This is a genomic window from Polynucleobacter sp. JS-Polo-80-F4 (assembly GCF_018881965.1).
Classification (GTDB): Bacteria; Pseudomonadota; Gammaproteobacteria; order Burkholderiales; family Burkholderiaceae; genus Polynucleobacter.
Genome location: NZ_JACVPI010000001.1, coordinates 606,077 through 632,100, shown reverse-complemented (window position 1 = coordinate 632,100; position 26,024 = coordinate 606,077). Strand labels below are relative to the sequence as shown.

The 26,024-nt window shown below is 45.4% G+C and carries 26 protein-coding genes; 10 read left to right on the top strand and 16 right to left on the bottom strand.

From position 1 onward, the window contains the following. Positions 1-33: 33 nt before the first annotated feature. From ICN20_RS03100 to ICN20_RS03085, 4 genes are read right to left on the bottom strand one after another with little or no spacing between them, the layout of a single operon-like run. Positions 34-1,191 carry an FAD-dependent monooxygenase gene (locus tag ICN20_RS03100; RefSeq protein ID WP_216238055.1) on the bottom strand — a complete coding sequence of 386 codons (1,158 nt, stop codon included), beginning with the start codon at positions 1,189-1,191 and terminating at the stop codon, positions 34-36. Between the two features lie 15 nt (positions 1,192-1,206). Then, a complete protein-coding gene (gene pepP, locus ICN20_RS03095; RefSeq protein ID WP_216238054.1) occupies positions 1,207-2,574 on the bottom strand; it encodes a Xaa-Pro aminopeptidase in 1,368 nt (455 codons plus the stop codon). Then, positions 2,567-3,283, bottom strand: a complete 717-nt coding sequence (gene murU, locus ICN20_RS03090) for an N-acetylmuramate alpha-1-phosphate uridylyltransferase MurU (protein WP_216238053.1) — start codon at positions 3,281-3,283, stop codon at positions 2,567-2,569. The genes pepP and murU overlap by 8 nt, the downstream gene beginning before the upstream one ends. Positions 3,284-3,296: 13 nt before the next feature. After that, positions 3,297-4,298 carry an aminoglycoside phosphotransferase family protein gene (locus ICN20_RS03085; protein ID WP_216238052.1) on the bottom strand — a complete coding sequence of 334 codons (1,002 nt, stop codon included), beginning with the start codon at positions 4,296-4,298 and terminating at the stop codon, positions 3,297-3,299. A gap of 33 nt (positions 4,299-4,331) precedes the next feature. Between ICN20_RS03085 and ICN20_RS03080 the strand changes: the two genes are divergently transcribed. The 4 genes from ICN20_RS03080 to rsmA are packed head-to-tail and all read left to right on the top strand — an operon-like array spanning position 4,332 to position 10,070. Beyond that, entirely contained in the window at positions 4,332-6,854 is a 2,523-nt protein-coding gene (locus ICN20_RS03080; RefSeq protein ID WP_216238051.1) for an LPS-assembly protein LptD, read from the top strand. Between the two features lie 8 nt (positions 6,855-6,862). Continuing rightward, positions 6,863-8,308 carry a peptidylprolyl isomerase gene (locus ICN20_RS03075; protein ID WP_255534622.1) on the top strand — a complete coding sequence of 482 codons (1,446 nt, stop codon included), beginning with the start codon at positions 6,863-6,865 and terminating at the stop codon, positions 8,306-8,308. Then, on the top strand, positions 8,283-9,290 hold the full coding sequence (gene pdxA / locus ICN20_RS03070) for a 4-hydroxythreonine-4-phosphate dehydrogenase PdxA (RefSeq protein ID WP_216240186.1): 1,008 nt from the start codon (positions 8,283-8,285) through the stop codon (positions 9,288-9,290). The genes ICN20_RS03075 and pdxA overlap by 26 nt, the downstream gene beginning before the upstream one ends. A 3-nt stretch (positions 9,291-9,293) precedes the next feature. After that, the gene (gene rsmA / locus ICN20_RS03065) at positions 9,294-10,070 is read left to right on the top strand and encodes a 16S rRNA (adenine(1518)-N(6)/adenine(1519)-N(6))-dimethyltransferase RsmA (RefSeq protein WP_216238049.1); all 777 of its coding nucleotides are present in this window, start codon (positions 9,294-9,296) and stop codon (positions 10,068-10,070) included. Between the two features lies 1 nt (position 10,071). On the opposite strand, the gene ICN20_RS03060 is transcribed toward rsmA, so the two are convergent. From ICN20_RS03060 to ICN20_RS03020, 9 genes are all read right to left on the bottom strand, one after another. After that, entirely contained in the window at positions 10,072-10,806 is a 735-nt protein-coding gene (locus ICN20_RS03060) for a 1-acyl-sn-glycerol-3-phosphate acyltransferase (RefSeq protein WP_216238048.1), read from the bottom strand. A gap of 7 nt (positions 10,807-10,813) precedes the next feature. Continuing rightward, on the bottom strand, positions 10,814-11,386 hold the full coding sequence (gmhB, locus tag ICN20_RS03055; protein ID WP_216238047.1) for a D-glycero-beta-D-manno-heptose 1,7-bisphosphate 7-phosphatase: 573 nt from the start codon (positions 11,384-11,386) through the stop codon (positions 10,814-10,816). Beyond that, complete coding sequence (glyS, locus tag ICN20_RS03050) at positions 11,383-13,521, bottom strand: glycine--tRNA ligase subunit beta (RefSeq protein WP_216238046.1); 2,139 nt, start codon at positions 13,519-13,521, stop codon at positions 11,383-11,385. The genes gmhB and glyS overlap by 4 nt, the downstream gene beginning before the upstream one ends. Positions 13,522-13,548: 27 nt before the next feature. Next, entirely contained in the window at positions 13,549-14,439 is an 891-nt protein-coding gene (glyQ, locus tag ICN20_RS03045) for a glycine--tRNA ligase subunit alpha (protein WP_068319536.1), read from the bottom strand. Positions 14,440-14,499: 60 nt separating this feature from the next. Next, the gene (gene lnt / locus ICN20_RS03040) at positions 14,500-16,002 is read right to left on the bottom strand and encodes an apolipoprotein N-acyltransferase (RefSeq protein ID WP_216238045.1); all 1,503 of its coding nucleotides are present in this window, start codon (positions 16,000-16,002) and stop codon (positions 14,500-14,502) included. A gap of 38 nt (positions 16,003-16,040) precedes the next feature. Further along, positions 16,041-16,880 (bottom strand): HlyC/CorC family transporter, encoded by an 840-nt coding sequence (locus ICN20_RS03035; protein WP_216238044.1) that lies wholly within the window; start codon positions 16,878-16,880, stop codon positions 16,041-16,043. Between the two features lie 30 nt (positions 16,881-16,910). Continuing rightward, complete coding sequence (ybeY, locus tag ICN20_RS03030) at positions 16,911-17,384, bottom strand: rRNA maturation RNase YbeY (RefSeq protein WP_216238043.1); 474 nt, start codon at positions 17,382-17,384, stop codon at positions 16,911-16,913. After that, on the bottom strand, positions 17,374-18,720 hold the full coding sequence (gene miaB, locus ICN20_RS03025) for a tRNA (N6-isopentenyl adenosine(37)-C2)-methylthiotransferase MiaB (RefSeq protein ID WP_216238042.1): 1,347 nt from the start codon (positions 18,718-18,720) through the stop codon (positions 17,374-17,376). Before miaB ends, ybeY begins: the two co-directional genes overlap by 11 nt. Before the next feature lie 76 nt (positions 18,721-18,796). Continuing rightward, positions 18,797-20,059, bottom strand: coding sequence for a putative Na+/H+ antiporter (locus ICN20_RS03020; protein ID WP_216238041.1), 1,263 nt, complete (start codon positions 20,057-20,059; stop codon positions 18,797-18,799). A gap of 58 nt (positions 20,060-20,117) precedes the next feature. On the opposite strand from ICN20_RS03020, the gene ICN20_RS03015 reads away from it, so the two are divergent. Together ICN20_RS03015 and ICN20_RS03010 are read left to right on the top strand one after the other, a co-directional pair. Then, positions 20,118-20,528, top strand: coding sequence for a rhodanese-like domain-containing protein (locus tag ICN20_RS03015; RefSeq protein WP_216238040.1), 411 nt, complete (start codon positions 20,118-20,120; stop codon positions 20,526-20,528). 47 nt (positions 20,529-20,575) lie between these two features. Next, positions 20,576-20,965, top strand: coding sequence for an OsmC family protein (locus ICN20_RS03010; protein WP_216238039.1), 390 nt, complete (start codon positions 20,576-20,578; stop codon positions 20,963-20,965). A 55-nt stretch (positions 20,966-21,020) separates the two neighbouring features. Here ICN20_RS03010 and ICN20_RS03005 read toward each other — a convergent pair whose 3' ends face one another. After that, positions 21,021-21,308: a glycine zipper domain-containing protein gene (locus ICN20_RS03005; RefSeq protein WP_215360261.1), complete on the bottom strand. Its 288-nt coding sequence runs from the start codon at positions 21,306-21,308 to the stop codon at positions 21,021-21,023. A gap of 47 nt (positions 21,309-21,355) precedes the next feature. Then, positions 21,356-21,718 carry a Rap1a/Tai family immunity protein gene (locus tag ICN20_RS03000; protein ID WP_216238038.1) on the bottom strand — a complete coding sequence of 121 codons (363 nt, stop codon included), beginning with the start codon at positions 21,716-21,718 and terminating at the stop codon, positions 21,356-21,358. A gap of 135 nt (positions 21,719-21,853) precedes the next feature. On the opposite strand from ICN20_RS03000, the gene ICN20_RS02995 reads away from it, so the two are divergent. The 3 genes from ICN20_RS02995 to ICN20_RS02985 are packed head-to-tail and all read left to right on the top strand — an operon-like array spanning position 21,854 to position 24,589. Beyond that, complete coding sequence (locus ICN20_RS02995) at positions 21,854-23,056, top strand: ammonium transporter (RefSeq protein WP_216238037.1); 1,203 nt, start codon at positions 21,854-21,856, stop codon at positions 23,054-23,056. A gap of 51 nt (positions 23,057-23,107) precedes the next feature. Beyond that, positions 23,108-23,632: a gamma carbonic anhydrase family protein gene (locus tag ICN20_RS02990; RefSeq protein WP_216238036.1), complete on the top strand. Its 525-nt coding sequence runs from the start codon at positions 23,108-23,110 to the stop codon at positions 23,630-23,632. Between the two features lie 27 nt (positions 23,633-23,659). Further along, the gene (locus tag ICN20_RS02985; protein WP_216238035.1) at positions 23,660-24,589 is read left to right on the top strand and encodes an AEC family transporter; all 930 of its coding nucleotides are present in this window, start codon (positions 23,660-23,662) and stop codon (positions 24,587-24,589) included. On the opposite strand, the gene maiA is transcribed toward ICN20_RS02985, so the two are convergent. Then, the gene (gene maiA, locus ICN20_RS02980; RefSeq protein ID WP_216238034.1) at positions 24,560-25,240 is read right to left on the bottom strand and encodes a maleylacetoacetate isomerase; all 681 of its coding nucleotides are present in this window, start codon (positions 25,238-25,240) and stop codon (positions 24,560-24,562) included. The two genes, ICN20_RS02985 and maiA, sit on opposite strands and share 30 nt — an antisense overlap. A 90-nt stretch (positions 25,241-25,330) precedes the next feature. Here maiA and ICN20_RS02975 point away from each other — a divergent pair, with 90 nt between their 5' ends. Then, positions 25,331-25,960, top strand: coding sequence for a trimeric intracellular cation channel family protein (locus ICN20_RS02975; protein ID WP_216238033.1), 630 nt, complete (start codon positions 25,331-25,333; stop codon positions 25,958-25,960). Positions 25,961-26,024 lie beyond the last annotated feature (64 nt).

Below are 26,024 nucleotides of genomic sequence, written 5' to 3'. Positions count from 1 at the left end.
GAATGCTTAAATTTTGAGCGTGATTTAAGGGCTTTAGCGCCTACCAAACATCATCTGGCGAGCTAAGGCTGTTTTGACAGGCGGAAGCCACTGGAGGGCCGATAAAGCCAATCCACGAGCCATCACAATTGGGGCTAGATTGGAGGTAAATACTCTAGCCATGAAGTCGGTAAGACCAATAGTGGTTGTTCTATCAACCTTGCGACTTTGGGCATAACTTTGAAGTGCATTGTGTATGTTTGCTGGAGAGTGTTCCTCTATGGATCCAGAAAACACCTCAACTAACTTCTCTGCAAGTAAAAAAGCATCACGCAAACCCAGATTCAAACCTTGGCCCGCTACTGGATGCAAAGTTTGCGCAGCATTGCCAATCCAAACTTCATTACCGTTGGTAATTTCTTTGCGATAGTTCAAACCAAGCTCATACAAGCGACGATCTTGAATTTTTAGAAAACGTCCAATACGCGAACCAAATTCTGCCTGCAGTTCAATTAAGAAATTGTCATCACTAAGTTCCAGACGACGTTGCGATGATTCTGGTGAGCCGCACCAAACCAGATTCAAAATATTAGAGCCGTAGTGGCTTGGCAAAACTGCCAAGGGGCCTTCGCTAGTAAAGCGTTCCCAAGCTTGATGAGGTTCCGCATTTTCAACCTCAACTAAGCCTACAAGGGCTGACTGGCCATAGTCTTTGCCAGACTCGACCCAATCTTGTGTCTTAAATAAACCACCTTCAGCATGCACAATACATTTGGCCTGGATCTGACTCTCTTGAGTATCCTTTTGTATATGCTCCCAAACAAAATTAGGGCACTTCGCTTGAATGACTCGTAGGGCTTGGCGCAGGGTGATGTGAATATCGCGATAACGAATGATGTGTCCTAATGCATCTTGCTTGAGCTCTTCTCGCGTCATGAGTGCGCGGCCAAAGCGACCCGCCTGCGAAACATGCACGCGATGAATTTGGGCAAAGTCTTTTGGCCAAGCGTTAATCGTATCAAGCAAAAGCTTGCTACCGTGCGAGAGAGCAATGCCCCTACTATCGGCACTTACTAAATCATCATCATTGCTGGAGTTACGATCAAGCAAAACAAGCTTTGCTTCAGGGAATTTCTGCAAGGTCCATGCAGCGCAAGCAAGTCCAACTGGACCGCCGCCCTGAATCAAGATATCGCAAGTAGATACACTCATTTTATTTGTATATCTCTATGCGTTTTTCATGAGCGCTTCAATCTCATCTGCTTTGACAGGCGCGCCACGAGAAATTAACTCACATCCTGAATCACTAATAACAGCATCATCTTCTATGCGAATACCGATATTCCAGAACTTCTCGTCTACGTCGTTTGCGGGCCTGACATAGAGGCCGGGCTCCACCGTAATCACCATGCCGCTCTTGAGAATGCGCCATGGCTTTTCTTCGCCGGTTGCATCCTGGCTAGCTTCACGATAAGAACCTACATCATGTACATCCATACCTAACCAGTGAGAAGTACGGTGCATATAGAAGCGACGATAGGCTCCAGTCTCGATGGCATTTTCCAAAGAACCTAGCTCTGTGAGTTTGAGAAGCTTTTCATCTAGAAGACCTTGAGTAAGCACTTTCAGTGCTGCCTCATGCGGCTGCATAAATGTATTGCCAGGCCGAGTCATTGCTATCGCGGCCTCTTGCGCAGCTAAGGTGATGTCATATAGGGCACGTTGTGGTCCAGTAAATTTTCCGTTAACTGGAAAGGTTCTCGTGATATCTGAAGCATAACCATCAAGTTCGCAACCGGCATCAATCAGGCAAAGCTCACCACTGCGTAATTCAGTCGAGCCGGCACGATAGTGAAGAATGCAAGAATTTGCACCACCAGCAACAATGCTGTTATAGGCAACGCTTTGCGAACCACTGTTACGGAACTCATGAAGTAATTCGGCTTCAAGATGATATTCACGCATACCGGGTTTACAGACTTGCATAGCGCGGATATGGGCGCGAGCAGAGATGGCTGCAGCGCGACGCATGATGTCAATCTCTTGCGCATCCTTGAATAAACGCATTTCATGAATCAGCGCCTCCACATCATGAAACTCTGATGGTGGGTTTATTCCAGAGCGTGCTTGTGCTCTTACTTGTTTCATCCAGTGACGCAAACGCCTATCGGCTTCAGCGCTTTCAGCAAGGCGTATATACACTGCATCTTCATCGGCTAACAAGTCACTGAGTTTTTGGTCTAGTTCTTTATTGCTGTGCGCATATTCAATCCCCAAAGCTTCTGGTGCTGCTTCTGGCCCAAGGCGAATGCCATCCCAGATTTCACGCTCTGGATCTTTGGGTCTGCAAAACAAGTGGGATTGAAGCTGGCAATTTTTACCATTGCCTGTAACTTTCATCACCAGTGTTGCGCCAGGCTCTTCAAAACCAGTCAAGTAATAAAAGTCACTATCGTGGCGATAAGGAAATTCACTGTCACGATTACGAGCAAGCTCAGGAGCTGTTGAGATGATGGCAATTCCTCCGCCAGTTTTGGCAAGGATTTGTTCTGCTAATTTGGTTCTACGAAGCTGATAAATGTTCGTTTTATTCATATGCTGCATTAAGCTCTTGTAAGCGTTGTGGTGTGCCTACATCGTGCCATGGACCGAGATATTTTTCACCAGACACTTTATTTTGTGCCATCGCAGCTCTCAATAGGGGCGCGAGCTTGGCTGGGACTCCAAATTCTAGGTCTTTGAAGAGGTCTTTGTGATAAATCCCAATTCCAGAGAAGGTGAGTTTTTCTGCTCCAATGGACTCGGTGTTGTTAACTGCAGTGCCTTGGAGGTAAAAATCTCCTTCGGGATGCTGGATAGGGTTTGGGACCATCAATAAGTGAGCCAAGGGCTTACTGGGGTCCATGCGCATTTTGGATACGGTTTCTAAAAGCTGGGTAATCGGTAAGTTCGGGCTAAATACATCGCCATTAATGACCAAGAGGTAGTCGTCTGGCGCAATGATGGGTAGCGCCTTACAAATTCCACCGGCCGTCTCCAGTGCACTTCCCTCAGGGGAATATTGAATGCGAAGACCAAATTGCTGACCATTCCCTAGGGCCCCCTCAATTTTTTCGCCTAACCAAGCATGGTTAATAACGACATCTTGAATACGAGCCCTTGCTAATGCTTCTAAATGCCATGCTAATAAAGATTTATTCTGAATACAGAGTAGGGGCTTCGGTAAATCATCCGTAAGGGGGCGCATGCGCTCACCTCTGCCAGCAGCAAGCAAAAAACAAGGAATCAGATCGCTTTTACTCATCAGGAGTTACTAATCATTCTTTATTGGTGCGCGTGGATTCTAGAATTCTGGCTAACGGTTTTAATTCAATATAGCGATTCGCTGTTGCAATCGCATATTCCAAAACAAGTGGAATGTCCTTAAGGTAACCATCTTTACCATCGCGATGAAAGAGTCTTGCAAATATACCTAGAACCTTAAGATGGCGTTGTAAGCCCATCCATTCAAAATCTCGATAGAACTGTCCAAAATCATTTGGCATTGGCAGGCCGGCCTTACGGCCCTCTTCCCAAAACTTAATCACCCAATCAATGACGCGTTCTTCTGGCCATGCTATGTAAGCATCACGCCACAATGAAGAGGCATCATAAGTAATAGGCCCGTATACCGCGTCCTGAAAGTCAATGACTCCAGGATTATTGTTTCCAGTCACCATTAAGTTGCGAGAATGGTAATCACGATGAACATAGACTCTAGCTTGGGCTAAATTATTTTCGATAATGAGCTCAAACGATTTTTTTAATTGCTCTATTTGTTGTTCGTTTAGTTCAGTATTGAGATGTTTCTTTAAATACCATTCAGGAAATAAATCTAACTCACGCTGTAATAATGCTTCATCATAATTTGGCAACACATTTGGCTTGCTCGCCAATTGCATCAGAACCAATGCATGTGTTGCATCTTGATAGAGATGATCGGCTGACTCGTTATTGAGTTCAGCAAGGTAGGTTTTGGTCCCTAAATCATTTAATAGCAAGAAGCCTTCAGCAAGGTTTTGCTCGAGGATTTTTGGCACATTTAAGCCTGCCTCTGAGAGTAATAAATCGACCTTAATGAACTCGTCCAGTGGCTCATGTTGGGGTGGGGCATCCATGACGATCAAAGTCCCAAAATTGGGCTTTTTGGACTCAATTCGGAAATAGCGCCGAAAGCTGGCATCAGCTGAGGCTGGCGCCAGGGAGTCGAGATCTAATTGCCAGCTAGCTTCCAGGGCTTTTAGCCAGTTGCGGAGGGTGTTTAAGCGTGAGTCAGTCATGGTCGATTCGTATAATAAGGCGGGTCTGGATCTATGAGTCATTATCGCCGTCGCGCCGGCCTTTGCGCCCCTCTTTTTTTGCATGTAACCCTGCGCGTAATGATGGGGGTTGCATTGCTTCAATTTGCCCTCTGCGGACGTGCTCAAGCGCCCGCTCCTTTGCCTGCAAATGCACAAGCTAATTCCAATACCGTTTTGATGCCAGATAGAGGTAATGTTACTGTTTTAAAGTTGGATGATCAGCTTCGGGTTGGCAAACCCATTAATGATGGAGAGGCCTTAACCTTTACTTCAAGCGATTCCATTAATGGAGTCGTTGATCGCGATATGCATTTAAAAGGACGAGCCCAAATTCGTCGTAACGGTGGCGTTATTAAGGCAGATGAAATTACTTATAACCCCGACACTGACGTTGCTGATTTATTGGGGAATGCGGAGCTCTCCAAGGGAAATGTAACTTTTAAAGGGCCTAAGGGAACTTTTAAAGTGGATGCGCGCGAAGGTTCCATGGAACCAGCCGCCTATGAATTAAGAGACAACGGCGGCAATGGCACTGCAAAAAAATTAACGATTGAAAATGCTGATGTCTTTGTGTTTGATAAAGCCACCTACACCACATGTACTCCGCAAAATATGGATTGGTATTTTTCAGCCAGTACTATAGAAATTGATAATGAACAAAAAGAAATGGTTGGAACGCACGGTGTAATGCGCTTCTTCGATGTACCCATTGCATATGTTCCTTATTTCACAGCGCCCACTGGTGGACAACGTCGTACGGGCTTACTTGCCCCAGTAGTTGGTTACAACTCTAATAACGGCCTTGATATTACGCAGCCGTACTATGTCAATATTGCCCCTAATCGTGACCTACTTTTATTGCCTCGCTATATGAATCATCGCGGTGCAATGCTTGGCGCTCAATATCGCTTCTTGGATACCCTCTATTCTGGAACTGCGATGGGTGAATATATGTCGTACGATAAAAAAACCGGTACTAGTCGCTGGAAATATGACTGGCAACAACGACAAGTGTTTAGTGGGGGCACAGGCCCTGGCGGTATTCCAATGCCAGGCTCATGGTCAGGTTATGCAAACCTAGCTCGTGTTTCAGATAATTTATATCCAACTGATTTTTCGCAGAGTATCGCAGGGGCTGTCACAAGTCAGTTTCGTCAGGAGGTGGGTACTACTAAAGGGCTGACAGGAAGTTTAAGCAATTGGATGGTGTCAGCCCGGGCATTAACATTTCAAACTTTGCAACCGGATCCTACTAATATAGTTCAGGCGCCATACAACGTATTGCCAAACATTACCGCCTCATATAACAATCGACTAACTCCAGCAGTCGCAGATACTAGTGGCAAGTACGTTACCTTGCCAACAGGGCCGGCAACCACTTTTTCTGCTGATTACACAAGGTTCTCTTACAACATTGCTGGAAACTTATCGTCTACTGCCCCAGGTGTTTATAGCCAAGCGGACAGGACGGTTGTTAAAGGCGCTATGGCTTTACCGCAAGTGACCCCAGGCTACTACATCACGCCAAAAGTCAGTTTTCAATCAAACATGTATAACGCCACTCCATTCGTAACAGGTGGAGCGCCAGTTGCACAAGGATTCACCATTCCAACCTTTAGCTTGGATTCTGCATTAGCCTTCGAAAGAGATGCCTCAGAATTAAAAGGTTTCTTTGGTCGCGATATGTTGCTAACTATGGAGCCTCGCGCTTTTTATGTTTACACGCCTTATCAGAGTCAGGCGCAGACGCCAATATTTGATACGGCGGATGCGGGCTTTGGCGTTTCCCAAATCTTTAGTGAAAATACTTTTATTGGTAACGACCGTATTGCAGATGCCAATGCTGCCACGCTTGGTTTAACAAGTCGCATGATTGAGGCCAATACCGGAGCGGAGCGCGCTAATGTGACCCTTGCTCAAAAGCAGCAGTTCACTGGACAGCGGGTTGGTTTGAACGGCACAATTTTGAATCCCACAACTTATTCAGATACTTTGGGCTCAGGCTCTGTGCGTCTGCTTGGTAATTTCAGTGCAGATGTTTTCGGTCAGTACAACACTCAGCTTAATCGTTTTGTGCAAACCACTGTTGGTGGTAGTTGGCGTCCGACTCAAGGTAGAAGTTTAAATTTCGGCTATCGCAATGTTTGGTCACCGCCAGTGCAGGCATCAATTCAAAATAACCAAGCATTCGTGCCTGCATCCACCACAACAGATCAATACAATATCTCTGGTCAATGGCCAATTACACGGGAAATTTCTGTTTTAGGCCGCTGGGGCTACGATGCCTTGACTACTAAGACCTTGAATACCTTGGTAGCCCTCGAATGGAGCAGAGATTGCTGGACCTTCCGAGGGGCTTATTCTCAAGTTTTGAATACTTCCCAAATAACCACCACCCAGGTACTCTTCCAAGTGGAATTTAAGGGCTTTGGTAGCGCTGGAAGCAATCCAGTTGATATCATGAAGCTAAATGTTCCTGGATATATGCCTACCTCTAAGCCTATACCACCTTCAACATACGAGAACTATCAATAATGCTTTGTATGAATCGCTTTAAACAAATTAGTATTTCCGCCATTTTCCTTGGCTTTGGGCTATTTGCGAACACCTCATTTGCTCAAGATTCAGCAAAGACAACTGCAACTGCAGAAAGTAAGATTCGGAATATTGATGGTGTCGCAGCAGTGGTCAATACAGGATATGTAACGCGTAAGGAAATTGATGACCGAATTGCTGCACTTAAAAAACAAGGCGTAAAACTACCTGAAGATGGGTCGGTACGCCAGGTAATTTTGGACCGTTTGATTTTAGAAAAAATTCAACTACAAAATGCCGATCAAGAAGGGGTCAGAGTTACCAATAAAGAGTTAGACAAAATTATTGGTGACATTGCTGCTAAGAACAAATTAAGTTATGCAGAATTCAAAGCTAAAGTAATCGCTACTGGAAGTACATTTGAGCGCTACAAAGAGATGTTGCGCGACGATGTCATCGTCAGTCGCTATCGAGAGCGCGAGGTTGAGGGTAAGTTAAAGATATCTGATGCTGAAATAGATAACTTCATTGCCGAACGTACTAGAGCCATGAATTCTGGTGGGGCACCAAGATCATCTCCAGCTGCTAAAGGTGAGCCAGAGGAGATTGACGTAGCTCAAATCTTTATTCCCGTGGATGTAGCTGCAGGAGCTGGTGCTCAAGCTGAAGCCAAGAAGAAGGCCGATGCTTTATTGCGTGATGCCCGTGGCGATGTTGATTTCTTGCAATTAGGGGCAATGGCCGCTAAAGACAATCCAAAAATTAAGTTTCAAGATTTGGGCTACCGCACTCCTGACCGTTTACCGCAGTTGTTTTATGAGGCTGTTCGTAATACTGGTGGTGGGCAAGTTGCTAGTACTGTTGTGAAGAGCCCGGCCGGATACCATGTGCTCAAGGTTTTAGATCGACGTGCTGCAGGGGCGAGTCCGTCACCTCAACAAGCTACCGCTGCAGATTCTGGCTCAACGACCCCCCAAAATATTCCTATTACGCAAACCTTATCTCGCCATATTTTGCTCAGAAGTCGTGCTGGCTTGAGCGACCAGGATGCTGAGAGGCGCTTACAAGGCTATCGGGATCAAGTGCGCGTCAAAACTGCTGATTTTGCAGAGCTTGCAAAAAAATACTCTGAAGATGGGTCAGCACCCAATGGTGGTGAATTGGGTTGGATGAGTCCTGGAGATTTAGTCCCAGAGTTCGAACAGGCAATGAATCGCTTGCAAATTGGTGAAGTGAGTAACCCCGTTAAAACTGAGTTTGGTTGGCATTTGATACAGGTATTGGATCGTCGCGAAGGTCAACTTACTGTTGAGAAGCAACGTCAATTTGCACGAGCAGCAATACGCGAAAGAAAGTTCGATCAAGCTTATCAAGAGTGGATGCGTGAACTGCGTGATAACGCAACTGTCAAAATTCTGAACGTGGATGATGCAGCAACCAGCGCACCTCGTTAATCTCGTTGTAAGTACCGGCGAACCAGCCGGTATCGGACCAGAAGTTTCTTTAGCGGCTTCGTTGGAGTTTCTACGTAAGCATTCTGATGCTCAAGTCACATTGCTAGGCAATGATCATTTATTGGCGCTGCCAAAAAATCTCAGCCCAGATTTGTCCAGTCGATTGCAGATTCAGTCTGTTGGGCTTGGGGCACCTGTAGTCTTGGGGGCTCTGGATTCGAATAATGCGCATTACGTTATTCACTTACTAGATCAAGCGATTGATGGCTGCCTTCAAGGGCGCTTTGATGCGATGGTGACTGCCCCACTTCAGAAAAGCATTATTAATGATGCTGGGACCCCCTTTACAGGACATACGGAGTATCTTGCACAGCGTTGCAAGGTTCCCCGTGTGGTGATGATGTTATGCGCACCATTGCCTAGTGGCTTCTTAGGACTTAAGGCACCTAGAGATTTACGCGTTGCTCTCGCTACCACGCATCTTCCCCTGAAGAATGTTTCGCAAGCGCTGAGCTATGACTTGATATTGGAAATAATTCAAATCGTTAACCAAGATTTGCAGACAAAATTTGGAATCGCCAAGCCCCTCATTCGGGTGGCAGGCTTAAATCCTCATGCAGGAGAGTCTGGGTATTTAGGCTGCGAAGAAATTGACATTATTTCGCCTGCAATCGAAGCCGCCAAACAGATGGGAATTCACGTTTCTGGCCCTTATCCAGGCGATACGATGTTTGATCCTGAATCTGTTGCGCAAGTAGATGCTTTCATCGCCATGTATCACGATCAAGGTTTGGCACCATTTAAATTTGTTACATTTGGTAATGGGGTAAACGTCACTTTGGGATTGCCTATCATCCGTACTTCCGTAGATCATGGAACTGCTTTGGATATTGCTGGTAAAGGTATTGCCGACTCGGGTAGCATGCTTGAGGCTTTGTGCCTAGCTTATGAGTTAGCGCTTAATCAACGAAAGCAAGGCTAGTAAATGCATCGCGCACGTAAACGCTTTGGCCAAAATTTTCTGCAGGACAACGGAATAATCTATTCCATTGTTGCGCTTATCAATCCCAGTTCAGATATGCATGTTATTGAGATTGGCCCTGGCCTTGGTGCATTAACGCTCCCCTTGCTAAGTAATCTTGATCACTTAGACCTTTTGGAGATTGACCGAGATTTGGTGGCTTTTTGGAATGAGAAAAACCTCAAGGGCCTCACAGTCATCGAAGGGGATGCGCTCAAATTTGATTTTTTGGCATGGGCTCAGAATCGCGCTGCCAAGCAAGGCTTATGTAAGGTGGTCGGTAATTTGCCCTACAACATCTCCTCACCACTATTGTTTCATTTGGTATCGGCTGCAAGTCATATTGATGAGCAGGTGTTTATGTTGCAAGCAGAGGTAGTGGAGCGGATGGTAGCAAAGGCGGGAGGCTCTGAATTCAGTCGCCTATCTGTGATGCTTCAGGCTCGATACGACATGGAGCTGGTATTAGAGGTTCCGCCAGAAGCATTTGATCCTCAGCCCAAAGTGAACTCAGCTGTTGTACGAATGATTCCGAGAAGAGACTTCGCTTTATCTAATGCGCAATGGAGCTCTTTGGAGAAAGTGGTTGCTGCAGCTTTTTCTCAAAGAAGAAAAATGTTACGTACTAACTTGAATGCTTTTGCAGATCGATTGAACTTGACTGAGACAGAGCTCAAAGCAAGAGCTCAAGATATTTCTGTTGATCGCTATATCGAGTGGGCGAAAGTTCTCGCCTCGTAATTTATTTGTAAGCGCTAGGGTCAATCACCCGCATTTCAGCTTCAATCCAACCCTCTACTTCTTTCTGAAGCTCTTCCGCTGACTTATTCGCGGAACTAATTGCTGGTCCAATTGAGAAAATGACTGTGCCGGGCTCCTTGATGAAGCTATTCTTTGGCCAGCAGCGGCCAGCATTGTGCGCAATCGGAATCACTAAGGCATCAGTCGCACTAGCAAGTCGAGCTCCACCTTTGCGATAGGGCTTATTTGAGCCGATAGGTGTTCTGGTTCCTTCCGGAAAGAGCATGATCCACTTCCCCTCACTTAAGCGTTTACGGCCTTGGGTGGCTACAGAATGGGCTGCAGTTTGCTTATTGGAGCGATTAATGTGGATCATCTTCAGCAAAGCTAAGGCCCAGCCAAAAAATGGGATCCAGAGTAATTCGCGCTTAAAGACAAAGCAGAGTTGTTTGGGTAGCAATGCAATATATGCAATGGTTTCGTAAGCAGACTGATGTTTGCTGAGAATGATGATGCGCTCATTAAGTACTGCTTGCATGTTTTCCATGCCGCGGATTTCATAATGAATCCCGCACAGTGGCTTTAGTAGGGCAATCACGATTTTGTTCCAGAGTCCAATAAAGGTGTAGCGGTTTTCTGGGCTTAGGAATGGAAAGGCCAACATGCATAGCACGGACCAAATAGGCGTGAATATCACTAAAAATAGGGCAAAGAGGATGGAGCGAATCAATTTCACGATTGGTCTAGACCTTATTTTCTAAAAGTGCATTTGCAAATGCCAAAAGATCAGCATGAATTTGTGTACCCTCTGGAAGTTTTCCTTTTTCGAGGGTTTTTTCTCCCTTGCCGGTTAACACTAGATGTGGCGTGGCGCCCAAAGATACCCCAGCCTCGAGGTCGCGCAAAGAATCACCCACTATAGGAACACCTGTCAGCGGCTTTGCGCTATCCGTCTTCTTGTAGCGCAAAGCAATTTCTTTCATCATGCCAGGGGCAGGCTTACGGCAATCACACTGATGCGCATCCTGATGAGGGCAAAAAAAGATGCTATCGATACGGCCGCCCAATGGCTTAAGCAGGGTATCCATCTTGCTATGCATGGCATGCAAGTCACTGATAGTGAAGTAGCCCCTTGAGAGACCGGATTGATTGGTTGCTATTGCAATGTGATAGCCCGCTTGATTGAGTAAGGCAATGGCTTCCAGACTTCCAGGAAGGGGGATCCATTCGTCAACTGACTTCACATAATCATCGCTATCTTCGTTGATCACGCCATCGCGATCAAGAATGATTAATTTAGAGGAGCTGGTGCTCATGCTAATTTGCCGAGATCGGCAACGAGATTCATTTTCTGGTGAAGTTGTTGCAGGAGGGCTAAGCGGTTATCGCGTAGCTCGGGATTGGGATCCATGACCATCACATCGGCAAAGAATTGATCAATAGGTCCACTCAAGGCGACAAGCGCTCTTAGGAGTTCAACAAATTGACGTTTTTCATAAGCTGTATTGAGTGCCGGGGTGACCGCTTCTAATGCTTGATGCAATGCGGCCTCTGCTGGAATTTGTAGTAATTTGGCTGAACATGCCGCAGGAATAGCAGTGGTCGTCTTTTTCAAGATATTGCTAATGCGTTTATTGGCAGCAGCGAGTTGGGCTGCTTCTGCGAGAGCATTAAATTCACGTAAGGCAGTCAGACGCTCAATTAAGTCATTAATTTGCGCTGGGTCTTGGCTCAGGACGGCATCAATTTCCGCACTAGTAAAGGCTTTGCCAGCAACGGACTGGTCGCGCAAATAAGCGCGCAGGCGATCAATAATGAAAGCGTAGATGTCTGCAGCTTTTGCTTTTTCTTGTACATCGGCTTGCGGGAATTGTGCGCGAGCTAACTCAATTAATTGCGGTAAATTGAGTGAAAGATTTTTTTCTAAGAGTAAGCGACAAATACCTAAGGCATGGCGGCGTAATGCGTAGGGGTCTTTATCGCCAGTAGGGGCAAGTCCAACACCCCAGATGCCAACCAAGGTTTCCAGTTTGTCAGCAATCGCTAAGATTGTGCCGGTTTGAGTTTGCGGGAGAGTATCGCCTGCAAAGCGCGGCATATAGTGTTCGCTACAGGCGTTAGCGACATCTGCATTCTCACCATCGTGGTTCGCGTAATAGCGCCCCATGATTCCCTGTAATTCTGGAAACTCACCAACCATATCGGTTAACAAGTCTGTTTTGGCAATTTCCGCTGCACGTGAAGCGAGCTTTTCATCGGCGCCTAGTTTCTTAGCAATGCCTACTGCAAGGCCTTGAACACGCTTAGTGCGATCCAGTTGATTGCCTAGTTGATTGTGATACACCACCTTGCCTAAATCTGCTACGCGGGAGGCTAGTGGACGTTTTTGATCTTGTTGAAAGAAGAAGCGTGCATCAGATAGACGTGGGCGCACAACGCGTTCATTACCAGAAATGATGGCATCTGGTTTATTAGTTTCAATATTAGAAACAATCAAAAAGCGATTGCGTAATTTCCCCTGTTTATCAGTTAATGCAAAATACTTTTGATTGGTTTGCATTGTCAAAATCAAGCATTCTTGAGGCACTTCCAAGAACTCTTGATCAAAATGACACTCGTAGATAGCAGGCCACTCAACGAGGGCTGTTACTTCATCTACAAGACTATCTGGCATCAACACCAAATCATCTCCAGCAGCTTTTAATAGCGCTGCTTCAATCTGCGCGCGACGTTGATTAAAACTAGGAATAATCTTTGCCTTGGATTGCAGGTCTGCCTCATACTGATCAGCGCTGCTGATCGTGACATTGCCGGGAGCCAGGAAGCGATGCCCCTCGGTTTGATTGGCTGCATCGATACCTAAGGCGCTGATGTTTAGGGTATTTCCACCGTGAAGTGCAATGATGCGGTGAGCTGGACGAGCAAATTGAACGTCAGCCAATTGACCACTCTTCTGTAGCACTTGATAGTGCATCATTTTTGCAATGGGCAGCTTATTTAATGTTTGCTCAAGGGCAGTTTGTGCTGTTTGCTCAAGGGCAGCGCCTTTAGCAATTACATTGAGATACAGAGCTTCATTCTTGCCTTCGCCCGATTTTTCTAAGGTGGCAAGATCAACATCTCCATACCCAAGTGCACCTAATTTTTTGAGTAGGGGTGGAGTGGCTTTACCTTCAGCATCAAATGCAATGCTGGTAGGAAGTAATTTTTCACGTACAGGAAAGTCCGGCGCTTGATCCAATACATTGCTGACTTGAACCGCTAATCTGCGTGGCGTAGCAAAACCAGTTACTGTAGATGAATCGGAGGCTAAGCCTGCAGATTTGAGGGCTGCAAAGATACCTTCGCTAAACGCATCGCCTAAGCGACGTAATGACTTTGGCGGTAGCTCTTCGGTAAATACCTCAATCAATAATGTTGCTGATTGGGGGTTTGAATTGGATGTACTCATAGATGGAATGCGGAAATCTCGATGTGCTTAAGCCTGAGCTTTAGCTTGACGTTGACACATTGGAAAGCCCAGCTTTTCTCTGGACTCAAAGTAGGCTTGAGCAACCGCGCGAGAAAGATTGCGAATGCGGCCGATATAGGCTGCACGCTCAGTAACCGAGATGGCGCCACGAGCATCCAACAGGTTAAACGTGTGGGCTGCTTTTAGAACCATTTCGTAAGCGGGTAATGCTAATGGAACTTCCATCAAGCGCTTGGCTTCACTTTCATAGTTTGTAAAGTTAGCAAACAATAAATCAGTATTGGAGTGTTCAAAGTTGTAGCAAGATTGCTCAACTTCGTTCTGGTGATATACATCACCATAAGAAATGCCGTCAGCCCAAACCAAGTCATATACGTTGGAGCAGTTTTGGATATACATTGCCAAACGTTCAATACCGTAGGTGATCTCACCAAGAACCGGTTTGCAATCTAAGCCACCTACTTGCTGGAAGTAAGTGAACTGAGTGACTTCCATACCGTTAAGCCAAACTTCCCAACCAAGACCCCAAGCACCTAGCGTTGGGTTTTCCCAGTCATCTTCTACAAAGCGAACATCATTTTCTTTGAGGTCTAGGCCTAAAGCAGCCAAGGAGCCTAAATATAAATCCAGAATATTTTCTGGGGCAGGCTTTAGTACTACCTGATATTGGTAGTAGTGCTGCAAACGATTTGGGTTCTCGCCATAACGACCATCTTTTGGTCGGCGGGATGGCTGCACATAGGCTGCTTTCCATGGCTCAGGACCAATTGCACGAAGGAAGGTTGCAGTATGGGATGTACCGGCACCAACCTCGAGGTCGATAGGTTGCAATAGGGCACAACCTTGTTGGTCCCAATAATCTTGAAGTTTGAGAATGATTTGCTGAAAAGTAAGCATGATTAACCTGGCTAAGCCATTGATTTTACATGGCTGGGGCACTCAAGAGTTAAAAAATGCTTAAAAACGTCTGTAACGAATCAAGCCCCAGAGCAAGAGTAGGCAAGAAATACCCAAAATCGGTAAATTGCCCCAAATTACATAAGGTGTTTTGCCAGAATAGGCTTGTACTTGAGTGGTGAGCGTAGCTTGGGTAAATTCTGGGAGTGCTTTGAGCACTTGGCCATTGGGGCCGAGAACCGAAGTAATACCTGTATTGGTTGCACGCAATGCGGGCAAACCAGTTTCTAAAGATCTCAGTTGCGAAAGTCTCAGTTGCTGGCTAGATGCTTGAGATTCACCAAACCAAGCAAGATTGGTCATATTGATGAGCAAGTTGACTGACTTATCACTGTGTTGAATACGAGATGTCAGTTCGCCACCAAAGACATCTTCATAGCAAATTGTGATGGCGGCATGAATATCGTCTTGGTCCTTACGCACAATCGTAAATGGTGCTTGATCCAATCTTCCTCTAGCAAAGTCACTCATAGGCACATGAAATGCTTTGACGAACCACTGAAAGCCTGGAGGGATGAATTCTCCGAAGGGAACGAGATGGGCTTTATCGTATTGATAGGGTGCCGCATCGGGAGAGAGTCCAGTTGCGCGATTTGAGTACTGCATGCCGGCTTCTCCAGGTACTTCACCAATTAAGCCAAGCAGGAGATTGCTACTACTTTTATTAGAAAAGTTTTGCAAGTAATCAAATAAGCCTATCGGCAAATTAGGAAGTGGCCATGGAAAAGCGGTCTCAGGAATGATGATGAGATTGGCTGCTTCTTTAGTGATTTCACCTGCGTAGAAATCAATCTGTCGACCAATAGCCTGGGGATTAAATTTTAGACTTTGCTCAAAATTGCCTTGAATGAGCCGAACACTAATAGGCTCTCCAGTGGGTTTTGTGAATGTAAATAAACCAGCAAGTTGTGAGGCAGTAATTGCAATTGCAATTAAAAAGAGGCTAAAAACTACGTGCTTGCGAAGTTGATAAATTTCCCAGGAAGCCCATACCGCTAAAAAGGTACAAGCTAGTCCACCAAAGAAAGGGGCTATAGGAGCAAAGGGGCCATTAAATTGGGTTTCTGCAAAACCCATCCATGGAAATCCAGTAAAGATATAGCCACGCAGAAATTCTGCAAGCACCCAGCTTGACGCTAAAAGCAGGCCGGATAAGCGATTCTTTTTAAAGAGCGGAATTGCTAATGTAGCTAAAGAAAAATAAATGGCTACATACGCTGATAGAAGAAATACACCCATACAAGCAAGAAGTGCATTCATGCCACCAACATCATGCAGGCTAATATAAAGCCACCAAAGACCAACAATAAAATAGCCAATGCCAAATGAGAGGCCCAGGGCGAATTGTTTTTTTAGGGATGCTGGATATTGGGAATCAAGGCGCCACCAGAGAAGACTTAAAACAGGAATTTGAATCCAGCCGCCATAAGGAAGTTCGGCAATAGCGGCAAGGGCGGCCCCTAATGCAAACAAAATAAAGACTGAAAAGATTTTGACGCTCATACGCGGACGATAAGAGTGCTGATCAAACAATATAAATCTCAGTCTGGTTTTTTATTGGTTTGCCGCGCAAGCAGAATATGAATTTGTCTTGGATCGGCGCGCTGTATTTCAAATTCAATGCCATCAATCTCAATCAGTTCACCCATCTTGGGGACGCGGCCTAAGTGTTGAATAACCAGGCCTGCAACTGTTTCGATATCTTCAACTTCAAAATGGGTGCCAAGTGTTTCATTAAATTGTTCGAGCTCAGTAATGCCCTTCACGCGGATATCACCATTATCCAGAGCAATCAGGTTGTCAGCCTCTTCATCAACATCATGCTCATCTTCAATATCGCCCACGATTTGTTCAAGCACATCTTCGATAGTAATAATTCCAGCTACGCCACTGTATTCATCTACCACTATAGCTAAGTGATTGCGATTATCTTTAAAGTCACGCAATAAGACGCTGAGACGTTTAGATTCTGGAATAAAGACGGCTGGTCGTAACCAATCTCGCACTTGAAAGTCTTTCTCAGTGGCGTGACGCAATAAATCTTTAGCCAACAAAATACCAATGACATTATCTTTGCTGCCTTCAAATACCGGAAAGCGCGAGTGCGCCGCTGTGATCACACTTTGAATAATTTCAGGAAGTGACCGACCAATATCAATCCAGTCAATTTGGGCGCGAGGCACAAGGATATCGCGGGCACATAATTGCCCGACTTGAAAAACCCCTTCAATCATTGAGAGAGCATCGGCATCAATTAACCCTTCAGATTGAGCCTCGCGCAGGGTTTCAATCAGTTCTTGACGTCGTTCACTGGGTTCTGTTGGCCCCGGACTTAAAAAGTCAGCCAAGCGGTCTAAAAGGGATTTATTGGGGTCAGGCATATAGCAAGAATAGCTTAGAAATATGGCAAATCAAGAATAGGGGTTAGTAAAGCCCAATTCTTGGAGAATTTGGATTTCCAGCGACTCCATTTTTTTGGCATCACGCGAAACTTCATGATCGAGCCCTTGGGCATGAAGACAGCCGTGCACAATCAAATGGGCCAGATGGGCTTTCAATGGCTTACCTTGTTCCCTGGCTTCTTTTTGAAGTACTGGTAGGCAAAAAATAATATCGGCCACCAAAACTTTTTTTGAAAGCTCATAAGGAAAAGTGAGGACGTTGGTGGCGTAATCTTTTTTACGAAAAGCCATATTCAACTTTTTACCTTCTGATGCATTAACAAAGCGAAGGGTAATCAAGCCACTAAAGGGCGTAGCACTCTTAACCCATTTCTTAATGAGGGCGGAGGAGGCTGCATTACTAACGGCGGATTCAATCGCAGGGCTCGCATACTGCAGATCAATTGTCAGTTTGAGAGGAGTCTTTAGGTCTTTAGTGGACATGTGTCTCTACCATTTCACCTCTGAGGGTGTAATTGAGTACCTCCGTGATGCGAATATCCACCATCTGACCGATAAGATTTTCAATATCTTGATCAGGTGCTGCGAAATGAATCACGCGATTGTTTTCAGCTCGGCCCTGTAAATTAATACCATCCTTTGCGAGGCCTTCGATTAATACTTTTTCCGTATTGCCCAACATTTTTTGACTAATTGCATTCGCTTGTTCTTCAACTAGCGCTAATAAAGTCTGGAGGCGCTTCAGCTTGACTTCATGGGGCGTGTCATCGGAGAGATTGGCTGCGGGTGTTCCTGGGCGCGGGCTAAAGATAAAGCAAAAGCTGTTATCAAAATTCAACTCTTTCACCATCTTGAGTAACTTTTCAAAGTCAGCCTCAGTTTCACCTGGGAAGCCCACTATGAAATCACTCGATAAGGTTAGATCAGGTCGAACGGCACGCATCTTGCGGATAATGCTTTTGAATTCTAAGGCTGTATAGCCACGCTTCATCGCAGATAGCATGGTGTCTGAACCGTGCTGTACGGGCAGATGCAGGTGACTCACAAGCTTAGGCACTTTGGCGTATACATCGATGAGACGTTGCGTAAATTCTTTGGGATGACTAGTTGTAAAGCGAATGCGCTCAACCCCAGGAATTTCAGCAATATATTCAATGAGTAAAGCAAAGTCAGCAATCTCTTCGGTGTCACCCATCTTGCCTAAATAGGCATTGACGTTTTGACCAAGCAGAACAATTTCTTTTACACCTTTGCTGGCAAGTCCAGCTACTTCAGTAAGAACATCATCAAACGGTCTCGAGACTTCTTCACCACGTGTGTAGGGCACAACACAATAGCTGCAATATTTGGAGCAACCTTCCATAATCGAAACATAAGCCGAACCACGGGTTTGGCGTGAGACTGGCAGATGATCAAACTTTTCAATCTCTGGAAAAGAGATATCTACTTGTGAGATGCCGGTTTTGCGTCGCTCTGCAATGAGATCAGATAGGCGATGGAGTGTCTGAGGTCCAAACACGACATCAACATAAGGAGCTCGACTGACAATCTGCTGGCCTTCTTGACTAGCTACGCATCCACCAACTCCAATAAGTAAGTCAGGATTTTTTTTCTTGAGCTCGCGTAATCGACCAAGATCGGAAAATACTTTGTCTTCGGCTTTTTCACGTATGGAGCAGGTATTCAGAAGGACGACATCGGCATCTTCAGGTCGATCTGTCATGACCATGCCTTCATCAGCATGGAGGAGGTCTGCCATTTTTCCCGAGTCGTACTCGTTCATTTGACAGCCAAAGGTTTTGATATAGAGCTTTTTCATATGCCGTTCTCAGGTTTATAGCTGGGGGCGAAGCTCAGATTTTACTGCCTAAGGCGTGCTCGGGCCGATGTTGTACTTATATAAGCCTGTAAGCCAGAATAGCCACGATTGTGGGTGGAATAGCTGCAACTAGTAAATACAGCGCTGAAACCGTGTGTCCGGGAAAGTAGCTGCGTAAGATTGCAATACCTGCTGGGTTAGGGGCATTGGCAATCACTGTTAGGCCGCCACCCGCAACTGCACCACCCACTAGGGCCAATTTGAACTCTGGTGATGTTCCGGTCACTAGCGAGCCTAGATAGGTGAGCGCAGCATTGTCAGTGAAAGCAGTGAGAACAAGGCTGCCATAAAAGACTGCCGTCGGACTCATCATTTCAAGAATAGGCTGAAGCCACCAGCCTTGCAAAGCACCTAATACAACTAAGCCACCCAAGAAGAATCCAACTAAGAGCGCCTCTTTCAGAATCAGGGGACTTTGATATTTAGGATAGGCTGTGGTGTATCCAATAAAGAACAGCAGAATCCACATAAAAATGACTGGATCGTGTGCAAAGAAAACTACTCCAAACAAGAATAACAAATGCATCAAGATCACTGCCAATGGAATCTTGACTTCCTTGTTATTGTCATTCGGTTCAATCAGTTGACGATGAAATAGAAGAGTTGCTGCAAGTGCGTTGATGAAAATCGCAATACATGACTCTAGGCCAAAGTTACTAAACATAAATGCTGAACTCCACCCCCAGGTGGAAGCCACCATGAGTACAGGCGGAGCCGCAAAGTTGGTGAGTGTGCCCCCAATAGAAATGTTTACAAATAAAACTCCCAGGGTTCCAAACAGAAGTGCTTTAGAGCATTGATGGCGATAAACTAAGTCACGTAATAAAAAAGCAGCCAGAGTCATCGCTGCAGGCTCGGTAATTAAAGAGCCTAGGAGTGGCGTAGCCCCAAGGGTTAAAAAATACAAGGCGGGAGCGCTTCGGATGCGGAATACCTTTTGCAGAACATTGGCTAGCGCATGCAAAATTTGGGTAGAAAAAGAAAGAACAGGCTTGGTACCAGCCACAATCATGATGGCAAAGACAAAAAGTGGTTCTGTGTAATTGCGTTTATTTAAAAAATCTTTGGCAGTACTTAAGTCATCGAAAAAAGAAATAAAAATGACCAAGATGGCTGCCCAAAAACCAAAAACAATCTCTACTTCGCCAAGGAGGTGCCATAGGCCGGCATGTCGTGGCGATTTTTTAGCGATGGATTCAAAATAGCCCGTGCAAAAGGTATGCAAAACAGCAATTGCAAAAATAAAGCTTGCGACAAGTTCTGTGGGGGTAAAGTTCATAGCAGAATGGTAGCAGGTGCCTGAGAACATTTTGGCATTGTTAATTTAGGAGATTTTGATGAAATTGAAGATTGGATATCAAGAGCTCATTCAGGTGGCAATGTCTGAAATTGAGACGCTATCGGTGGAAAAGGCACAGGAATTATTAACCGACTCAAATGTGGTTTTTGTGGATATTCGTGATGTTCGTGAATTAGAGCGAGAGGGCATGATTCCCAATGCATTGCATGCTCCTAGGGGAATGTTGGAGTTTTGGGTTGATCCGGATAGTCCTTATTACAAGCCTGTCTTTGGTGAAGGGAAAAGATTGGTCTTATATTGCGCCTCCGCATGGCGTTCGGCATTAGCCACGCAAACCTTGCAGAGAATGGGTGTGCCCAATATTTGTCATTTGCAAGGAGGCTTTAGTGCATGGAAAAAAGCGCAATTACCCACTTCAGAAAAAGCAGGCAAATCCCATTCCGGTTAAAGTCACCCTGTCATTTAAGCCATTGAAATAATTTTTTTAGGATCATTATGAGAAAAGTAGTCTCGCAGTTTGGCCAAGGCCCACTTCAGCAGAAATTGACTGCTGGTGATTTGCATTTTTTAGCGGATGCAGAAGTTTCTAAAGGCGGCTCTGGCACTGGCCCTAGCCCCCATGAGTATCTTGGCGCCGCTTTGGCTGCTTGTACATCGATGACTTTAAAGATGTACGCAGGTCGTAAGGAAATGAAATTAGAGAATGCGATTGTGACTGTAGCTATTGAGAGGGCTGATGATGTTGAAACGTTCTCTCGTGAGATTCAGCTGCAAGGAAATTTAAGCGCAGAAGAAAAAGAGCGCCTGCTAGAGATTGCAGATAAGTGCCCAATACACAAAGCCTTAGCGGGTCAAATCCAAATAAAAACCCAGCTGGTAAATTAATACGAGCTGGGTTCGTGTTGCTGCGTTACGGCCTTATTGGGCCAAGTGATGAAGCTTAGTTTGGTGCTTGCGCTGGCTGATTATTTTTTCCAGCGTTATAGCCAGCGTTGTAATTTGCGCCTTCATTTTTCTTGTATGCATCATAGACATAGCCAGATGCTGCGCCAACAGCCGCACCACCAACTGCACCCCAGATAGGATTGCCGTGGAAGATTGCAGTGCCAACAGCACCAGCTGCTGCGCCAATGCCTGCGCCTGAAAGTGTGCGTTGTTCTGTGTTGCTCATATTTGAGCAACCAGCGATTGCTAAAGTTGCTGCAGTAATTGCGATAATTTTTTTCATCTCAACTGATCCTTTAAATGAGTATTGTTTTAGCTAAGTTGCTTAGATTATTTTCTGGCGCAAGGGAAGCGTGATGCTAAGAAGCCCAAGAAAACACCGGATGCCGGCTTGTCAGCAACTTGCGGATTGCTTTGTGCAAATTTCACAAAATCGCCAATAACTTCATCGCGCGCTGGCGCTGGTTGCTTAACGCAAATAAATGGCTTTGCGCGTTGCGGGTGACGTGTAGCTAAATAGGTTTCATACACAGCAGTTGTAAAGCCAATACAAAAGCTACGTGATTCTGGGCTTGCAGGGAGCTTGCAAACGTTCGCGAGTTCTTCAGTGCTCAATACTTTGATGGTTTCTTGTGATTGGGCAAGGCCGGAAAATGAAGCTAAAGCGGCTAATGCAATGAGGAATTTTTTCATGGGTTCTCCCTTAGGTGTATGTAAAAGTGATAATAAACCATCTAAATGCTTATATATGCACTAAAAAAGTGCAATATGCCCTTTTTTGGCTTTTTAATTCCCCATAATGATGCAAAAAATAAGAGGGGAAATTTCATGGAAACTTTGAAGTCAGGTAGCGATGCATTATTCATCTTGCTCGGCGCCATTATGGTTCTGGCTATGCACGCAGGATTTGCATTCTTAGAGCTAGGAACCGTACGCAAGAAAAACCAAGTAAATGCTTTGGTCAAAATCTTGGTGGATTTTGCAGTCTCAACGATTGCGTACTTCTTCATTGGTTACAGCATTGCTTATGGTGTGAACTTTTTCTCTGGTGCAGAGTTTCTGGCAGAGAAGAATGGTTATGAGTTGGTGAAGTTTTTCTTCTTACTGACTTTTGCTGCAGCTATCCCTGCAATTATTTCTGGCGGCATTGCAGAGCGCGCTAAATTTAATCCGCAGCTGATTGCTACTTTTGTGTTGGTCGGTTTTGTGTACCCCTTCTTTGAAGGTATTGCTTGGAATCAGCATTATGGTATTCAAGCTTGGATCAAAGAATTTACAGGTGAAGAGTTTCATGACTTTGCTGGATCGATAGTGGTTCATGCGGTAGGTGGTTGGATTGCCTTGCCTGCAGTCATTCTGTTGGGTGCTCGTCGTGGTCGCTATACAAAAGAAGGTCAAATCTCTGCTCACCCACCTTCAAGCATTCCTTTCTTAGCTTTAGGTGCTTGGATTTTGGCGGTAGGTTGGTTTGGCTTCAATGTGATGAGTGCGCAAACCATCGACAAGATCAGTGGCTTAGTTGCGATGAACTCATTGATGGCCATGGTTGGTGGAACATTGGCGGCTTGGGTAGTTGGTCGCAACGATCCTGGTTTTACTTACAACGGCCCGCTTGCTGGTTTGGTGGCTGTGTGCGCAGGCTCAGACTTGATGCATCCATTAGGTGCTTTGTTTGTTGGCTTGGTTGCTGGTGCTTTGTTTGTTTACATGTTCACCTTGGTCCAAAACCGTTGGAAGATTGATGATGTTCTTGGCGTGTGGCCTTTGCATGGTTTATGTGGTCTCTGGGGTGGATTAGCGGCAGGCATCTTTGGAACCAAGGCGCTGGGCGGAATCGGTGGCATTACTTTTACTGGTCAGTTGATTGGTAGCGCTCTGGGCGTTGGGATTGCGCTAGTCGGTGGTTTTATTGTGTATGGCGCTTTGAAGGCTGTCTTGGGTATTCGGATGTCGCAAGAAGAAGAATTTGAAGGCGCTGACTTAAGTGTGCACCGCATTTCTTCTACGCCTGATCGCGAGCCTAACTGGTAATTCATTAATCTTGTTGTTTATCTATAGCCTGATTCATACCTATAATGAGTCATGGCTATATTTGAACTAGACGGAAATGCCCCGCAATTGGCTGAGGGTGCTTGGGTTGCCGAGAGTGCAGAAGTGATCGGCAAAGTGGAGCTCCATCAAGATGCGAGTATCTGGCCCAAGGTAGTTATCCGCGGCGATAACGATCTCATTCAAATTGGGGAAGGCAGTAATGTGCAAGATGCTTCTGTTCTGCACACAGACCCGGGTTTCCCACTCATCATTGGTAAGCATGTCACTGTAGGTCATCAAGTGATGTTGCATGGTTGCCAGATTGGAGACGGTAGTTTGATTGGTATTGGCGCAGTCATTTTGAATGGTGCCAAGATTGGAAAAAACTCTCTAGTTGGTGCGGGCGCGCTTGTTACTGAAGGAAAAGAATTTCCAGATGGCTCCATGATTTTGGGGACGCCTGCCAAGGCAGTTAAAGAGCTGACCTCAGAGCAAATTGCTGGTATCCACGAGATCTCTGGACGTTATGTCAAAAATGCACAGCGTTATGTCAAGACGCTGAAGAAAATTTCCTAACCTTCAAACTGTTGCCGGTTAAATATTTTGCTCTACGTATTTAATGTAGTTCTCCCAGTCTTCTTGCTGATCTTGATTGGCTATATTGGTGGGCGCACCGGTAAGTTAGGTATTAATGCTTCTATTGAGCTAAATCGTTTTGTTGTTTGGTTGGCCTTGCCTGCACAACTATTTAACTTTGCCGCCAATAGCGGTTGGGAAACACTTTGGCAGCCTGGTTTCATCGCCGCCTTTTTTCTCAGTTGTTTGATTGTGTTTGCAGTAGTGCTTTTCATTAGCTGGCTATGTAATCGAGATTTAGCAGCAGCCAGCTTTGATGGTCTTAGCGCCTCTTATTCAAATACTGGTTATATGGGTATCCCATTGTGCGTGCTCGCTCTTGGCCAAGATGGTTTAGCTCCCGCCATTATTTCTACCTTTATTGTGTTTGTGATGTTTGCTTTAGCGACAGTGCTCATTGAAATTGGCATCTTGTCACACAAGAAATCGCATGAGATTGTGTGGAGCGTCATCAAATCGCTTTGTACCAATCCATTATTAATTGCCCCTGTTGCTGGTTTAGTGTGGGCAGCTAGCGGCTTGACTTTGTATGATCCGATTGCGCAAGTGATTGCATTCTTGGCTGCCGCATCGACACCATGTGCACTGGTATCGATTGGTTTATTTCTGATGCAAAAAAGCACTGCTACCCCAGCTCAGGCTTGGGGCATCAGTTTGGCAAAACTGATTGTTCAGCCAATCATTGCCTGGATTATTGCAGTACCAATTTTGGATTTGCCGGGACTTTGGGTGAGCGCAATTGTGATTTTGAGTGCGCTTCCCACTGGCACAGGACCTTTTATGTTGGCACAGTATTACAAAGCTGACGGCAGCGTTATTTCCAGAGTGGTATTAATTACGACGGTGAGTTCATTGCTCACCCTCTCATTATTTCTGTGGTGGAGCAACGGGGTTTAATCCCTCTGCATCAATTTGTTTTTCCCAGGAAGCATCAATAAAAGCAGGCAATTGCATGCACTCATGAAATATTCGCATGAGAGTGGGAAATGGGCGCACATCTACTTTTGCGCTAAGCGCATTAAAAAGCTGGGGTACTAAGCAAACATCAATTAGGCCTGGTTGATCGCCAAAGGAAAATTTTCCCACTCGACGATCAAGGCTTAACTGCTTTTCAATACCCTCTAATCCTAAGTTGACCCAATGCTGGTACCACTCATCTTTCGCCTCATTACTAATGCCTAACTTTTTAATTAGGTATCTTAAAACCCGCACATTATTGATGGGATGAATATCACTGGCAATATCCATTGCAATTGCGCGTACCCATGCCCGATCAATTACATTTTTTGGCAAGAGCGCTGGTTCTGGGGCAACTTCTTCTAGATACTCAATGATTGCTAAGGATTGATGAATTCTTTTGTCGCTATCCTCAAATAAGGGAACTAGGCGATTCGGATTTTTACTGCTGTAAGCCTCTCCAATTTGCTCGCCACCATTTTTACTTAGATGCACCGGAATGACTTCGTAATCCATGTCTTTTAGGTTGAGGGCAATACGCACACGAAATGCGGCAGAGCTACGCCAAAAGCTATAAAGCTTGGGGGTCATATCAACACCTTATTTAATCTCATGGCTAACAGTATATTGAGGATGGTTATTCAAGTCTTCGTTCATACAAAGTGCATTAGACTCAATGCTATGGAAGATATTAATTTCTGGATTGGCATCATCGCCACTATGGCCTTTGCGGTGACAGGAGTCTTGGCGATTGCAGATCGTGGCGTAGATCTCTTTGGTGTTTTAGTGCTCGGGCTGATTACGGCTATTGGCGGCGGCACGATTCGAGACATCATTTTGGAGGCCCCAATTTTTTGGTCTGAGAATCAAATTTACGTATGGCTTGCACTTGCTGCAAGTGTCATCACTTTCTTCGCAGAGTCTTTCTTTACTCAACCACAAATTTATCGCTGGATGCTGTATATCGATGGTTTTGGTGCCGCACTCTTTGCTATTCAAGGCGCTGATAAAGCGTGGAGTATGGGTTATGGCCTACCAGTAGCGCCAGTTATTTTGGGTGTTGTTACTGCAATCGGTGGCGGATTATTGCGCGATGTTCTGGCTGGCAGAAAAACACTCATCATGTCGCATGAGCTTTATGCGATACCAGTAACTCTGGGATGTTGTGCCTATGTTCTGATATTGAACTTCTTACCTCAGTATGTAGTTGAGGGCTCCGTGATTTGCATGCTCGGAATTTTTGGACTACGCGCAGCAGCTATTTATTGGGATCTGCGCGTACCCAAAATGTTTATTACTAAAACGCGCTAATTTCCCATTTTCGTGGCAGGGGTTTTTATGCCCACTATATAAGGGCGCTGATCTCGCATTAGAC

Excerpts from the sequence above, each read along its gene's own strand:
- ICN20_RS03100 (WP_216238055.1), bottom strand. The coding sequence starts at position 1,191 with ATGAGTGTATCTACTTGCGATATCTTGATTCAGGGCGGCGGTCCAGTT.
- pepP (WP_216238054.1), bottom strand. The coding sequence starts at position 2,574 with ATGAATAAAACGAACATTTATCAGCTTCGTAGAACCAAATTAGCAGAA.
- murU (WP_216238053.1), bottom strand. The coding sequence starts at position 3,283 with ATGAGTAAAAGCGATCTGATTCCTTGTTTTTTGCTTGCTGCTGGCAGA.
- ICN20_RS03085 (WP_216238052.1), bottom strand. The coding sequence starts at position 4,298 with ATGACTGACTCACGCTTAAACACCCTCCGCAACTGGCTAAAAGCCCTG.
- ICN20_RS03080 (WP_216238051.1), top strand. The coding sequence starts at position 4,332 with ATGAGTCATTATCGCCGTCGCGCCGGCCTTTGCGCCCCTCTTTTTTTG.
- ICN20_RS03075 (WP_255534622.1), top strand. The coding sequence starts at position 6,863 with ATGAATCGCTTTAAACAAATTAGTATTTCCGCCATTTTCCTTGGCTTT.
- pdxA (WP_216240186.1), top strand. The coding sequence starts at position 8,283 with ATGCAGCAACCAGCGCACCTCGTTAATCTCGTTGTAAGTACCGGCGAA.
- rsmA (WP_216238049.1), top strand. The coding sequence starts at position 9,294 with ATGCATCGCGCACGTAAACGCTTTGGCCAAAATTTTCTGCAGGACAAC.
- gmhB (WP_216238047.1), bottom strand. The coding sequence starts at position 11,386 with ATGAGCACCAGCTCCTCTAAATTAATCATTCTTGATCGCGATGGCGTG.
- glyS (WP_216238046.1), bottom strand. The coding sequence starts at position 13,521 with ATGAGTACATCCAATTCAAACCCCCAATCAGCAACATTATTGATTGAG.
- glyQ (WP_068319536.1), bottom strand. The coding sequence starts at position 14,439 with ATGCTTACTTTTCAGCAAATCATTCTCAAACTTCAAGATTATTGGGAC.
- lnt (WP_216238045.1), bottom strand. The coding sequence starts at position 16,002 with ATGAGCGTCAAAATCTTTTCAGTCTTTATTTTGTTTGCATTAGGGGCC.
- ICN20_RS03035 (WP_216238044.1), bottom strand. The coding sequence starts at position 16,880 with ATGCCTGACCCCAATAAATCCCTTTTAGACCGCTTGGCTGACTTTTTA.
- ybeY (WP_216238043.1), bottom strand. The coding sequence starts at position 17,384 with ATGTCCACTAAAGACCTAAAGACTCCTCTCAAACTGACAATTGATCTG.
- miaB (WP_216238042.1), bottom strand. The coding sequence starts at position 18,720 with ATGAAAAAGCTCTATATCAAAACCTTTGGCTGTCAAATGAACGAGTAC.
- ICN20_RS03020 (WP_216238041.1), bottom strand. The coding sequence starts at position 20,059 with ATGAACTTTACCCCCACAGAACTTGTCGCAAGCTTTATTTTTGCAATT.
- ICN20_RS03015 (WP_216238040.1), top strand. The coding sequence starts at position 20,118 with ATGAAATTGAAGATTGGATATCAAGAGCTCATTCAGGTGGCAATGTCT.
- ICN20_RS03010 (WP_216238039.1), top strand. The coding sequence starts at position 20,576 with ATGAGAAAAGTAGTCTCGCAGTTTGGCCAAGGCCCACTTCAGCAGAAA.
- ICN20_RS03005 (WP_215360261.1), bottom strand. The coding sequence starts at position 21,308 with ATGAAAAAAATTATCGCAATTACTGCAGCAACTTTAGCAATCGCTGGT.
- ICN20_RS03000 (WP_216238038.1), bottom strand. The coding sequence starts at position 21,718 with ATGAAAAAATTCCTCATTGCATTAGCCGCTTTAGCTTCATTTTCCGGC.
- ICN20_RS02995 (WP_216238037.1), top strand. The coding sequence starts at position 21,854 with ATGGAAACTTTGAAGTCAGGTAGCGATGCATTATTCATCTTGCTCGGC.
- ICN20_RS02990 (WP_216238036.1), top strand. The coding sequence starts at position 23,108 with ATGGCTATATTTGAACTAGACGGAAATGCCCCGCAATTGGCTGAGGGT.
- maiA (WP_216238034.1), bottom strand. The coding sequence starts at position 25,240 with ATGACCCCCAAGCTTTATAGCTTTTGGCGTAGCTCTGCCGCATTTCGT.
- ICN20_RS02975 (WP_216238033.1), top strand. The coding sequence starts at position 25,331 with ATGGAAGATATTAATTTCTGGATTGGCATCATCGCCACTATGGCCTTT.